The 13,093-nt window shown below is 38.2% G+C and carries 12 protein-coding genes; 3 read left to right on the top strand and 9 right to left on the bottom strand.

Annotation, left to right across the window (positions count from 1 at the left end):
• Positions 1–1,578, top strand: a 1,578-nt coding sequence (locus L647_RS01000000124040) for a hypothetical protein (protein ID WP_024611080.1), incomplete at its 5' end; no start/stop codon positions are given.
• Positions 1,579–1,592: 14 nt separating this feature from the next.
• Positions 1,593–2,030, top strand: coding sequence for a cupin domain-containing protein (locus L647_RS0110550; protein ID WP_024611079.1), 438 nt, complete (start codon positions 1,593–1,595; stop codon positions 2,028–2,030).
• A 141-nt stretch (positions 2,031–2,171) separates the two neighbouring features.
• Here L647_RS0110550 and L647_RS0110545 read toward each other — a convergent pair whose 3' ends face one another.
• The 4 genes from L647_RS0110545 to L647_RS0110525 all read right to left on the bottom strand — a co-directional run bounded on the left by L647_RS0110545 (position 2,172) and on the right by L647_RS0110525 (position 8,124).
• On the bottom strand, positions 2,172–3,215 hold the full coding sequence (locus L647_RS0110545) for an ATP-binding protein (RefSeq protein ID WP_024611078.1): 1,044 nt from the start codon (positions 3,213–3,215) through the stop codon (positions 2,172–2,174).
• Between the two features lies 1 nt (position 3,216).
• On the bottom strand, positions 3,217–3,825 hold the full coding sequence (locus L647_RS0110540; RefSeq protein ID WP_024611077.1) for a response regulator transcription factor: 609 nt from the start codon (positions 3,823–3,825) through the stop codon (positions 3,217–3,219).
• A gap of 344 nt (positions 3,826–4,169) precedes the next feature.
• The gene (locus L647_RS1000000124980; RefSeq protein WP_253948859.1) at positions 4,170–5,705 is read right to left on the bottom strand and encodes an endo-1,4-beta-xylanase; all 1,536 of its coding nucleotides are present in this window, start codon (positions 5,703–5,705) and stop codon (positions 4,170–4,172) included.
• Positions 5,706–6,978: 1,273 nt separating this feature from the next.
• Positions 6,979–8,124, bottom strand: coding sequence for an endo-1,4-beta-xylanase (locus L647_RS0110525; RefSeq protein ID WP_024611076.1), 1,146 nt, complete (start codon positions 8,122–8,124; stop codon positions 6,979–6,981).
• Positions 8,125–8,239: 115 nt separating this feature from the next.
• Between L647_RS0110525 and L647_RS0110520 the strand changes: the two genes are divergently transcribed.
• Positions 8,240–9,214 carry an SMP-30/gluconolactonase/LRE family protein gene (locus L647_RS0110520; RefSeq protein ID WP_024611075.1) on the top strand — a complete coding sequence of 325 codons (975 nt, stop codon included), beginning with the start codon at positions 8,240–8,242 and terminating at the stop codon, positions 9,212–9,214.
• Positions 9,215–9,367: 153 nt separating this feature from the next.
• Here L647_RS0110520 and L647_RS1000000126395 read toward each other — a convergent pair whose 3' ends face one another.
• From L647_RS1000000126395 to L647_RS0110500, 5 genes are all read right to left on the bottom strand, one after another.
• Entirely contained in the window at positions 9,368–9,859 is a 492-nt protein-coding gene (locus tag L647_RS1000000126395) for a hypothetical protein (RefSeq protein WP_253948858.1), read from the bottom strand.
• Positions 9,856–10,650, bottom strand: a complete 795-nt coding sequence (locus tag L647_RS1000000126390) for a glycosyl hydrolase family 8 (protein WP_253948857.1) — start codon at positions 10,648–10,650, stop codon at positions 9,856–9,858. Before L647_RS1000000126390 ends, L647_RS1000000126395 begins: the two co-directional genes overlap by 4 nt.
• A 213-nt stretch (positions 10,651–10,863) precedes the next feature.
• Positions 10,864–11,691: a ThuA domain-containing protein gene (locus tag L647_RS0110510; RefSeq protein ID WP_024611074.1), complete on the bottom strand. Its 828-nt coding sequence runs from the start codon at positions 11,689–11,691 to the stop codon at positions 10,864–10,866.
• A 7-nt stretch (positions 11,692–11,698) separates the two neighbouring features.
• Positions 11,699–12,409, bottom strand: coding sequence for a DUF6445 family protein (locus L647_RS0110505; RefSeq protein ID WP_024611073.1), 711 nt, complete (start codon positions 12,407–12,409; stop codon positions 11,699–11,701).
• Between the two features lie 5 nt (positions 12,410–12,414).
• Positions 12,415–13,093 (bottom strand): tryptophan 7-halogenase (locus tag L647_RS0110500; protein WP_024611072.1); only part of this gene is annotated, 679 nt, incomplete at its 5' end.

Genomic DNA, 13,093 nt, shown 5'->3' with positions numbered 1-13,093 from the left:
CATGCAACAGCAGGCAACAAATGGCAGGTTTTGTTTTCGCCCAACGAGCTTGGCAAATGGCGCTATACACTCTCATTTGTTAAAGGCAGTAATATCGCAAGCGTGCCATTAAATACTGTTACAAATGAGCAATCAGCCGGATTTTTTGATAAACAAACAGGCGAGTTTAATGTTACCGCCGCCACTAAATCATCCAGCAGTAAAGACTTTAAAAGCAAAGGTAAGCTTGAATACGTTAATAAACCTTATTTGCAGTTTAATAGCTCAAAAGAGTACTTTTTAAAAGCCGGTGCTAACAGCCCCGAAGTGCTGCTTGGCTTTTCAGGGTTTGATGCCACTCCCACAAAGCGTAACTACCAAGCGCACATAAAGCATTGGCAAAATAGCGACCCTACATGGCAAACAATCAATACAGAGACTGATAACAGTAGTCATCAATCTTCTAAAGGCATTATTGGGCTAATAAATTATTTAGCGTCGCTTAACATTAACGCGTATTACTTTTTAACCATGAACGCCTACGGCGATGGCGACCAAGTTTGGCCATGGCTTAGCAAAACCCAAACCACACGCTACGATGTATCTAAATTAGTTCATTGGGATATTGTATTTAGCCACATGCAGCAAAAAGGCATAATGACTCACTTTGTAATGAGCGAAACCGAAAACGAATCACTGTTTGAATGGAACGAAAGCCAGCTTAAAAACGACTTTGCTGTTAGTCGTAAAATTTACTATCGCGAGTTATTTGCCCGCTTTGGCTATCATTTAGCAACCACGTGGAATATAGGCGAAGAAAACGGCTGGCAAGATCCAAGCGGCGACGATAAACAACAAAAAGCCAATACCACCAAACAAAGAAAGCAATTTGCCGATTACTTTCAATCACTCACCTACTATCCTGAGCATATTGTTGTACATAATGGCCCGTCGCTCGACTACCACATTTACGATAAACCAAACGACAATATTTTGGGCTACCCCGCCTACACAGGGGCAAGCTTACAAGGTGAACTTAAAACAAACACTACTTATAGCGATGTTTTAAAGTACCGCCAGCTTACTCAAAGCAACCCTCACCCGTGGGTGATCACCATGGACGAAGCCTATATTTATGAGTATGCAAACAATGTAGATACGTGGCGTAACAGCAATGTGTGGGCCACATTTATGGCAGGTGGCGCAGGTATTGAGTTTTATTTAGGCGGTGGCGGCGACTTAACAGAGCAAGATTTAACGCCATACAAAGATTACTATTTAGCGATGACCAACGCTGTTGCGTTTTTTCAAAAATACGTGCCTTTTACAAAGCTTAAACCAACCCCAGAGCTTACAAAAACAGGCTGGGCGTTAAGTGATAACTCAACGTTTTACTTATTTTATTTTAGTAACGCAAGCCAAGCTCAGGTCACATTACCAAACGCGTGTTATACCCTCAACTGGTTTAACCCACGAACTAACGACTACATAAACGGCAAACGCTTTCGTGTAAATACCGCAACGAGTACACAACTGGCAACACCACCCAACACACCTAACAACGACTGGGTTTATTTAATTAACCTAAGCGCTAAATAATAAGGATAACAACCATGAATCATTTAACAGTTAAACATTGTGTAACCGGCGTATTACTTACAACCGCAGCCACCATTGCATTGCCTGTAAACGCAGCAGATAAACCCACACAACTTACATCAGCTATTGTGAGTCAAAAAGATGCGCACATTACTCACTACGAAGGCGGTGATTTTCATGCTTACTTTTACGGCGATACACCACTCACCAAAGGCGCTATTACGGGCGTTGCGGTTATTAAACCTAATAACGAAATACACCCCGCCCACCAGCATCCTGATGAAGAATATTTAATGATTCTTGAAGGCTCTGGCACGTGGACGCTTAATGGCAAAAGCCAGCCAGCTCACACCGGAGATATTTTATTTGCAGCGCCTAATGACGTACACGGGATTTATAACAACGGCGATGTGCCGCTTAAGTTTGTGGTAGTGAGGTATCAGGCTAAGTAGGTTTGATTTTTTAGTTTTTTAGTGAAATAGACTAAGTGAATTATGCACAAAGAGGTTAAGAGACGCTTCGCTTTTAGAGGAAATAAAACAGCCTGATATTAGATCAGGCTGTTTACATTGAACTCATTTAATTTTTTACAATTACTTACTTGTGTCTATCAGGGATATATCCCGATTTAATATTATAGTAAATATGTTCCGTTGATATGGAACGCTCTGATAACCATGTAAACTATCTTCATTTATATCTAATTTTATCGATGCTGAATTCAGTTCAAGAATATTTTTTGCTCGACTCAAACCAATTCCACTTCCCGACTTCCCTGATTTTTTAGAATGCTCACCCGAGAAACCTTCATCAAAAAGCAAAGAAACCTCTTCTGCTCTAATTTGTATACTATCCATTTCAAAAGAAATTAATATTTTATTATCTATTTCATTAATAGATATTTCTAGTTCTGTATTAGGTTTAATATATTTCACTGAATTCTCAATTAAGTGAAATAAGGCAACATGTATAGATTCATAATCAAAGAAGGCACTTTTCTTTCCATCACATTCAATTTTTACATTTACATTTTTATCTGTGAAATCTGAAAAAAACAAATACAATATATTCATCATAACTTTGTGAACATTATGAAACTTGAACTGTAAATTAGGGTTTTTGTCGAAAAGCTTATTAAAAACTGAAAACTCTGTTTTCATTGCAATGTTATTCTTTGCTAGCCTCAATAGGCAGAGGGATGCCTCTCTACTTTCCTTTTTGATTATGCTTTCGACAAGCTTCACTTGACCTGAATTTTTTTTAGCAAGAAGATCTTGTGGAATTAGAGAGTATATTTCTTGAATATTATGAGCGTTTAAACTTGTTAAATTATGGAGCAATCTACTTGTACTTTTATTAACTTTATCATTAGAATCTTTTATTATTTCATTTAAATATTTTAATGAGTTAGCTATAAAGCTGAGATTTGTACGAAATTTAGAGGAACTTTTCAGTAGATCCTTATTAGAAGTAAAACCGATGATAGTTCCTGATTCAACAGTCATCGTTCCTGCTCTTTTATTTCCTATTTTTTGTGATGGAGTATTTATATCTTTTATTGATAATTTATCACTAGTCTCTAAATTACAAAAAATAATTTCACCGTCGTTATTGAAAGCTCTATATCTAATCTCCATATTAAATTACTTCATCCCCAATAGTAAATTCTTCTACAATCTTTTGAAATTCATAAGGGTCTGCATTTTTTGGTAGGAAAGAGTCTGCTTTTCTTAAAGCTTTGTGAAATCTGTCTCCCTGAGTTTCTGCAGAATAAATAACTACATGTTTTTGAGGATATTTATCTTTAATAGCTAGCGCTAAGCCAAGCCCTTCATCTTGAAACCCCATAGCTACACCAACGCCTTGAACATCAACAAATAGTATCGAAGCCTCAGATACATCTTGCTGATCAAGAGTTCCTATATCCTTAATTAACTTTGTATGTACCCAGCCACTTTTAACTAAAATTTTAGCAACTTTAAATTTTTGGTCATCATCAACAAACAATATTCTTGTTGAATTTTTATAATCTTCTAAAGTTTTATTTGGCATTGCACTTTTTCCCTGTGGGTGCATCTCTTTCTCATAAGTATTGTTATGGGGGGGATTATTATTGATTACAATACTATTATTATTTTCTGATATTGGTTTATCTTCTTTTTTATAAATAAATTTATATATTAATCCTAAAGCAGCAAGACCTGCTCCACTAAAGAGCCATTCCTTGTTTTCTATCAACCAACTCATATTAATTCCTAATTTTCTAATTTTCTAATTTTCTAATTTTATCACGTGAATTTAATTATTTTAAGGCTATGTTAATTTATCTTCACAATCAACCATTATAATTAAGACCTAAAAAATAGCATTAATTCATATAATCGGGTTTAAAGTATGAACTGATAATGCCGCAATCAAAAGTGAATTAAGAAAACCAAAAAAGCCTAGTATTTAAAAATACTAGGCTCTGATTACGTAATTCGTTCTGTTCTGCTGCATCATGCAAAAAACAAAAAAGCCAGCGCAAAAAAATAGTCTGTATAAAAATACAGACTATTTAATCTGGGGTTAATTACTTTTAGTTAAACTTATTATTCGACCAAGGTTACCGATACATCATCCACATAAAAGTCAGCGGTGAGTTCACTTGACTCAACATAAAGTAAAGCGGCGCTTTCCTGCGTTGCAATTGAATGTGTGTAAGTACCTGATAACTGAACCCAGTCGCCTGCTGCAACGGTTGTAACAGGCGTAAGCTCTAGATACTCAGTGCTAGTGTGCTCTATTTGTAGCGTGAGTTTTATATCTGGTGAAACGGTACTGGTATCGTCAGTTAACTTAATCCATGCAGATACGTTATACGTTTTATCTGCGCTAAATAAGCCTTTTACATCCTTTTGAATACCGTTCCACGTTTCCGTACGCCCTTGTACTAAAGCGCTATTATTACCACTGTGGGCTTGGGTTGACTCTAAGGTTATGCTTGCACTTCCGCGCGCTTGCCATGAATCAAGTCCTGCTTCAAAGTCGCCATTAGTTAGCAGCTCTGATGAAGGTGCTGGTTGTACAACTTCAATTAACTCTTTTAATGCATTAGCAAATCCTTGTAAGGCAGGTTTTGCAGTAAAGTCATTAAAAAATAACAGTGGCCATTCTGTTGTTGGCTCTGGCCAGTTTTGTAACCAGCTATCCTCGTCAATTACGCCCCAAATAGTTATGCCACCGCGTTGATCTTCAGGTACAGTTTCTAGGTATGTTTTAACAATATCGTAGTAGTACTGCTTTTGTTCATCCGCTCTTTCACTGGTTAGGTAAGTTAGAGGAATGCCGCCTTCGTTGTTCATACGAACATCTAGCTCGGTAATTTTCACTTTAATTTTAGGGCGAATATCGACCACTTTTTGAAGATGTGCCTGAATGGTTGAAATGTCAGGGCTGTTAAGTGAAATATGAGATTGAAACCCTATACCATCAATAGGCACGCCGTTGTTGTGAAAATCGTTAACCATATTTATAACGGCATCTAATTTATCAGCATTCCAAATAAGGTTATAATCGTTGTAGTATAAGTCGGCATCAGGATCGGCTGCTCTTGCCGCTTTATAGGCTAAGGGTAAAAACTCAGCGCCTATATTTTCAAACCAAACTGATTCATCGGCACTGTCGTCAGTGGTTTTTTCACCACGGTATTTACCATTTTCCATAAACGCTTCGTTAACTACATCCCAGCTCACTACGGTATCGTTATTACCCTCTTCTTCAAAGTGAGTTGCAACTTGTGTTATGTGATCTTCCATCATAGTTACCCAAGCGCTTTTATCACCTTGAAAACTTTGCATCCAAGGTGCTATTTGCGAGTGCCACACAAAAACATGACCATGTACAGTAAGTGAGTTGTCTTTGGCGTAGTTAACTAGCTCATCAGAATCATCGTAAAAAAATTCACCTTGGGTTGGTTGTAAATAGGTAGGCTTCATAATATTTTCAGCAGAGAGCTGATTAAAGTGTTGTTCAATAAGCGTTTTAATCTCTGGTCTATCTATTATACTGTTACCAAATCCACCAGCAGGTACAGCTACACCAATATTAAAATTAGGTGCCAATGCTTTTAAACTTTGTGCTGTCACTTCGCTGTATTGAACATCAGGTATTTCTTCTGCTGGTACATCGTCTAAAATAAAGCCTGAAAATTCGTCAATATATATAGATTTGTTAATGTTCTCTTCTTTTGAAAAGTGAATTGCTAATCTAACTAATGAGTCAGCTTCAGCCGTTGCGGCTGTTAATGTTATTTTTTGCCACTCTCCCGTTAGTGTTTCTTTTACTAGGCTAAGTTGACCATAATCTGGAGCGGGTGTTTGAATCCAAAAATCGGCACTGGTTCCCTCTTCACCTTTGGTCCAAACACTAAACTCATAATTTTTACCTCCAGTGACAGGAATGTCCTCATAAGCTATTTCAATACCCCAAGGGTTATCACCTAATTCACTAACGATAACCTCTACCGCTTTTGTCCCTTTATAGGTATTAATGCCTTCTTGTGATTCAATTACTTCTATAGTTGAAGAAGCGCTTAATTCTTGAACAGGTCTAAATACCCAATTTCCGACGGGCGTTGTTTGACCTGCAGTGTCTTCCTCTAATCCNCAGCCGCAATTGGGGCTTCAGGCTCTGGAGTATCAGGTGCTACCACTTCCGGTATTTGTACTTCAGGTATCTGCGTATCACTTTTATTCCCCCCGCACGCCACTAATAGCGACACTAAGGTCACTAATCCGGTGTTACGAAAAATCGATTTTTTCATTTTTTATTCCTTAGACTAAAGCAATAAATGAGTCGTTTTTTAACTAGATGCAATAAACGTCATTTAAGTGAATAAATATGCTCAAAGTGTTTTTTACAACACTTTCAAACTATCTATTATTCAATTTGACTACAACTTACTAGTAAAAATAGACTGTCATCTATATTTATTATTGTAATATCTCTTTAATTATTAATATTCACCTTGTAAAAAACCACAAAGAGAATCTAATAATCAATTAGTTATAGTTAAGGTTTAAATTAAATTTTTACTGTTCTATATCGTGTGTGTGAATATATCATCATTAAATTAACCTAAAACCAACACTGTTATAGTCTAATTAACAATAAGTATCAAGATTAAAATTTGTTCTACTTTTATATTTGCCTAGGTGGTTAAATCGTAAGGTGAATACTTTTATAAAAGGCATAGTGGTATCTGAACGTATAACACTTGCGTAAAATCAGGATATTTAAAATCACTAACTAGCTAAGTTAGTGAAGCGGTTGCTCATTATTTTTCTTTGTAACAACTTCAAACACAAAAAAGCCGAGTATTTAAAAACACTCGGCTTTACATTTTACACATTAAATTGCTTACTGAACTACATCAGCAATTGTTTTAATAATCGGCTTAGGGTTTAAATTACGATCCCATAACAACGGGTAGTTTGTTCTGTTTGGGATTGGGTAGTCGTTTTTCCACGACATACCATCGTGTAATCCCCAAAAGGTTACGCGGTCTATCTTGTCGCGTTTTGCGTAAAACAGTTCAAACAAGGCTTTATAACGGGCGTTTAATTGCGCCTCTACGTCGCTAGGTAAGCCATTTTTGTATGGGTCGAGGTAGGTTTCAAACTCTTCTAACTGAAACTGTGGTTTCATCATATCGGTGCCGGTAATCTGCCCTTCTTTTGTTAAAGGCAGCACGTCTATATCAAGCTCGGTGATCATCACTTTTATACCCAGCGCGGCGTATGCATCGATGGCTTGTTCAATATATTGCATTTTAGGAAAATTAAGCCCCCAGTGCGCTTGTATGCCAATGCCATCGATTCGAATACCTTCTTTTTGCAGCATTTTGATCATACGTATAATGCCGTCTCTTTTTTCTGGTCGCCATGCATTAAAGTCATTGTAGTAAAGCTCGGTATTAGGTGAATACTGCTGGGCGTATTTAAACGCGGCTTTTACCATAGTATCGCCATCACCTACGCGGTTAACCCACACAGTTGGGCGATAAGAGCCGTCATCAGCAATTACTTCGTTAACTACATCCCACGCATCTACTTTGTTTTTATAGCGCCCTGCTACAAGCTCTATGTGTTTGCGCATTTGCTCAAGCTGCTGTGCTGGGGTATTTGGCTCATTTTTGCTATTTGTAAAAAACCAGTCGGGCGTTTGGTTATGCCACACTAAGGTGTGAGCTACGGTAAACATATTATTTTGCTTGGCAAAATCTATAAACGCATCTGCACCACTAAAATCGACCTTACCTTTTTGCGGATAAATTACTTCAGCTTTCATAGCGTTTTCAAGGGTGACTGTATTAAATTGCTTAGCAATAATTGACTGCGCGGCTGCGTTTTTGCCTGTCACTATATCTTGATTTACAGCAACCCCCATTTTGAATGAGTCTGCAAAGGTGTTTTTAAGGGCTGGGGCTGGGTCTTGGCCTTGTGCAACGTTTACGCTTAAAGATCCTGCAAGTAAAAGCAGGCTGAGTGTGTGTTTTTTATGCATGTGTGTGCTCCGTTGAATCGTTATTATTTTCGATAAATATCATACAACGAAAAAAATAAATGATATAGTCAAAATGACCATTAATTATAAATTAAACAAACCTGAGTAAACGTCCATGCTAAAAACACACAAAAAAACGCTAAGCTTAGTTGTATTAATGCTCTGCTTTAATAAAGCAGCGCTGGCACAACAACCTGAAAATACACCTTTGTTAAACGCTGTAAACAGCCAAAGCAATGAGCAGTCACCATTAATAAAAGGCGTTAAGCCCACACTTGTTAGTGACGAGCTTTTGTTTTTAGAAGGGCCTACGTGGTCAAGCCAAGACAATGCGTTTTATTTTTCAGAAATGAACTTTGCTAGCTCGCAAGCACTTGGCCCTGATTCGACCATTTATAAATTAGTGCTGCCCAATACCCTCACCACTTATTTAAAACACAGTGGTACAAACGGCTTGTATGCCAAAGGGCAGAACCTCTATACGCTTAACCATAGTACGCAGTCGCTTTCTAAAATTAATATAAAAAGTAAAACTAATACCGTAATAGTTAGCGAGTTTGATGGGCTAAGCTTTAGCTCGCCAAACGATATGACTATGCATAAAAATGGCGATATATTTTTTACCGATCCTAACTGGCAAATAGGCGAACGCACTCAACAAATGCCTTATACTGGTGTGTATAAGTTAAGCAATACAGGCGTACTTAGTTTAATTGACGCTACTCTTGAAAAGCCCAACGGTGTTGCGCTCTCGCCCGATCAACGTACCCTTTATGTTGGCGACTTTAGCAACCGCGTAAGCAAATACACTATCGATGAAAACGGTGATATTTCACCGCGCGAAGACTTTATTAAAGTAACCTCGCCCGATGGTATAAAAGTAGACTCTGCTGGCAATATTTACGTTAGCAGCCACAAAGAAGGCGTTATTAATATTTACACGCCAAGCGGCTTACTTATCGATAAAATTGAACTGGGCCCTAATGTAACCAACCTTGCGTTTGGTGGTAAAAATCGCAAAACATTATTAATAACCACCGCTAAGGGCTTGTTTACGCTTGATGTAAAAGTAGCGGGTTTGGCTAATTAGCTAAATTAGTTAAGTAACTTATTAAAGGGAAAGTTAAGCTCACTCGTTAAGCACAAAAACCGGTGTAACTTGGTTACACCGGTTTTTTATTATTTAAGTTTTTGCTGCCTAAGCTTTTGCTACTTAGATTTTTGCTACTTAGGCACCGTTATTTTAATTAAACGTGTTGTTATAAAACTTAAAATTGCCCGATACATGCAGCATAGCTAACATATATAACGAACCATTATAGTAACGGTAGTCACCCGTTGGTTGCGATAAAGACCAAAATTCGTTAAAAAACTCATTTGCTTGCCCAGCGTTTGTTGAAGCAAGTAACGCTACTGCATTCGCGGCTTTTTGACCTTCGCCTGCACAGCCTTTGTTTTGCGCTCCACCGTACGAATACACTTGCTCGTAACAGTTATTACTGTTGTTAGTTTTTGCATAACTTAAAAAGCCCAGTGCTTTATTTACTGCGCTTTTATGCCACGCTTGAGCACCCATTAAATGCGCGTCTAAGCCAACATTCATAATTACGCGCCATGCATCAAATTCATACCATTGACCTGGGTTTGCTTGGCCGTTAAAAATGTAGCCAATAACAGGGCTGCCATCTAAGCGCGATAAAAATGTAGGTAAGTTCCAATGCGGATTATCATTCACTTTTGTAAAATGGTTTTTAAGTAAGGTTCTACTTTTTGTAGCCACTTGTCGCCAGTAATTTTTGTCNCGGCTTGATTAGTCACGTTATTTGCAAAGTAGTCGTAAAACGCAGGTATATGATAAGAAGGGTCTGTTAGGTTATCAATGTAAGGTGAAAAACGGATTATTTGGTTTTGCATCAGCTTGTTTTTAATTGTGTTTAACATGGTAATGGCATCAGCATAATAATCAAATTCGCCCGAATTACCCCAACGGGCTGACGCATTAAGTAGTGCGAACGCAAAGTACTCTTCGCCATCCGGAGCCGGACCTTCATCTACTTTATAAACAAAGCCGTTTTGATTAAGCTTTAGTTTCCACGCGTAAACGCCTTGTTTTTTTACATCAGGGTGATTGTCTGGATTTTTTTGATACGCTTTAGCAAAGCGCCATAGGTTATCAAATTCTTCTTGCTTGTAGAGCATAACAGCGGCGGTCATTCCCCACGATTGCCCTTCTGTTCTTATATCGTCGCCTTCGTCTGGGTTAATTGCTTTTATGTAGTGTGCTTTATAAACACCGTTTTCGGTGTACGGGTAGTAAAGTTGTTGAGTGTTGTTATAGCCAAACATATTGTCAAAAGTACTATTCACCTTTTGCTGTATATTTGTTTTACCCATTTCTTGTGCGAGGTTACGGTATGTCCCTGAACTGTCGGCGCCTACACTCGATGGGTTATTATTAAATGCAGCAAGTGATTGATAGCTTATTAGTGTTAACAATAAAGTTGTTATTTTAAAAAATACTTTCATGTTTATCCTCTTTATTTGAATTATATCAGCGTGCAAATTTAATATAGTCTTCTTGACCATTTGATCAAGCAATTCTCAAAATTATTTGTTTATTTTATAAACTAAGTGAAATGAGTGAGGTGTTTAAACAGTGCCTAAAATGCAAAAGGCCGCTTAAAAAAGCGGCCTTGAACGATGTAAATAAAACTAAAAAGTACATTTATGAGTTATTCATTAATTACTGCTTTTTAACCCTTTACCTGTTGCAGCCCAATAAATACCGCCATAAATATGTTCGGTTAAAAACTCACTGCTATACACCGCATTAGTATGCCCAAGAGCGGTATAAAATGAGCGGCCGCCATCGTAATTGTGATACCACGAAATAGGATGAAACGATCCCATGCCTGAGCCTGTTTTGTTATTACCCCAATCGGCAGTTGGGTTGTAAGTTTGCTCATCAACCGTGAGTAAGTAGTTTAACTTAGTGAGCTCTGGCCCAAACTCGTACCACTCGTCAGTCCAAAGCATTTCCTGCGGCATATGGCTTAAGCCAATAAAGTTAGTATTAGGCACTTTGCTTAATACACCGGTTTGAATAACAGGATGAATGTTAAAGGTGCGCCCCACCAGCTTTTGATACCACAGCCAATCGTATTCGGTGTCTGATGCGCTATGAATACCCACAAAGCCTTTACCTGCTTTTACAAATCGTTCAAGCGCGGCTTGCTCTTTTGGGTTTAAAATATCGCCTGTGGTTGATAAAAACACTACTACATCAACATTTTTTAAGTAATCGTCGTTAAAATAATGGCTTTCTTCGTGCCAAATTAAATTAAAAAAGTGCTTATCGGCTAAGCCTTCTAGCGCTTTAACGCCTTCGGTTTGCGACTTATGGTGCCACCCTGCGGTTTTTGTAAATAGCAGCACATTAAATTGCTTTTTAGGGAGGGTATCAAACCCTGTAGCATGACTTTTTTGCACTGTTGCCATACTCAGCGCCAATACAACAAAGCTTAATAGCCAACCCTTATATGCGAATCTAGGTAAAGAAAAAAACATAGTATTCCTATTTAAAATGAACAAACATATTGGCCGTTAACCGCCCTGTTTGTGGACACGGTGAAATATCGGTGGCTGTATTAAGTAAACTGGTGTGCAGCAAATACCCAGGAAACACAATAAGCCTATTTGGCTTGTAGGGTATGTGCTTGTAGCATTCAAACTCACTGTGCTGTGGGGTGCAGTAACTAGGTTTTGTGTTACTGCACTCAAGAATGTGTTGAGCATGCGTTAAATACGTGTTTTTGCGCTTTGTGCTTATTGTTTCAAACCCTGTTTTTTTATGCCTAAAAAACCCCGTTCCGCCATGCGGCCCCTCTCCAAGGTAATGAATAATGGCAATTAGGTTAGGATCGTTGGTATCAAAGTGTGGCAAGGTTTGTATTGGTGATAGCTGCTGCTCCGTTTTAGTAATTAACGATAAGGCATTATCTTTTGGGTATGGGGTAAGTGTTTGCCCAATATTAAATACGTTATAAAACCCCTGTATAAGAGGCTTTAAGTAATCAACCACACATTGCTTTGGCAGCGGCATACGTAAACCTGGGTATTGAGTGAGTTCGTCGGGTTTAAACTCTCCATTACTTTGAGCAGCACTTTGCGCTAATTTTATAAGTTTTTGCGGCTCACTAAGGTAGTCGTCAATTATAATAATTGGCGTTTGCTCTTGCCCTATAAACTCATACTCTGGCTGTAAGTTATTGCCAAGTGTTAGCATAATACTTACTTAGCCTTGCAATAATGATTAATAAAATCAATGTGACTCGGTAAGCTATTTGCTTTTTTAGCCACATGATTTTTTATTGATTCTAAAAATCGTTTAAGCTCATCATCGCTCATGCTATCTACAATGGGGTGATAATTTTGCGGCACTAGCCCTTGCCCTAACATCACTTGTAACCACGATGCTTCGCCAAATAGCTCTTGCTCTGCTTTATAAACATGCCCGCTTTGTTTAAATAGCTCAAGGCGTTTAGCGAGCGACTCTGGTATTGGCATATTTTTACAGTAACGCCAAAAGTCGCTGTCGGTGCGCTGCGTTACGTGGTAATGCAGTACAATAAAGTCGCGGATATTTTCCGCCTCAAAGCGCATTTTGTTATTAAAGTCATCTTGATAACACGACTCAATTGCCTTGGTTGGCATGTTTTGCATTAATCTAATAATGCTTTGCTGAATTAAATGAATACTGGTTGATTCAAGCGGCTCAATAAAACCACTTGCCAAGCCAATAGCAACACAGTTTTTGTTCCAATGTTTACGCCGTGTACCGGTGCGGTATTTAATAACGCGCGGCTCATTAATAGGTTTGCCTTCTACGTTATTAAGGAGCGCTGTTTTTGCCTCATCATCGCTCATGTATTTACTACAAAACACTAAGCCATTACCACGGCGGCTTTGC

The organism is Pseudoalteromonas sp. TB64 (assembly GCF_000498095.1).
Taxonomy (GTDB): Bacteria; Pseudomonadota; Gammaproteobacteria; order Enterobacterales; family Alteromonadaceae; genus Pseudoalteromonas.
This window is presented reverse-complemented; position numbering and strand designations above follow the sequence as displayed.

Excerpts from the sequence above, each read along its gene's own strand:
- L647_RS0110545 (WP_024611078.1), bottom strand. The coding sequence starts at position 3,215 with ATGGAGATTAGATATAGAGCTTTCAATAACGACGGTGAAATTATTTTT.
- L647_RS0110550 (WP_024611079.1), top strand. The coding sequence starts at position 1,593 with ATGAATCATTTAACAGTTAAACATTGTGTAACCGGCGTATTACTTACA.
- L647_RS0110520 (WP_024611075.1), top strand. The coding sequence starts at position 8,240 with ATGCTAAAAACACACAAAAAAACGCTAAGCTTAGTTGTATTAATGCTC.
- L647_RS0110510 (WP_024611074.1), bottom strand. The coding sequence starts at position 11,691 with ATGTTTTTTTCTTTACCTAGATTCGCATATAAGGGTTGGCTATTAAGC.
- L647_RS0110505 (WP_024611073.1), bottom strand. The coding sequence starts at position 12,409 with ATGCTAACACTTGGCAATAACTTACAGCCAGAGTATGAGTTTATAGGG.
- L647_RS0110540 (WP_024611077.1), bottom strand. The coding sequence starts at position 3,825 with ATGAGTTGGTTGATAGAAAACAAGGAATGGCTCTTTAGTGGAGCAGGT.
- L647_RS0110525 (WP_024611076.1), bottom strand. The coding sequence starts at position 8,124 with ATGCATAAAAAACACACACTCAGCCTGCTTTTACTTGCAGGATCTTTA.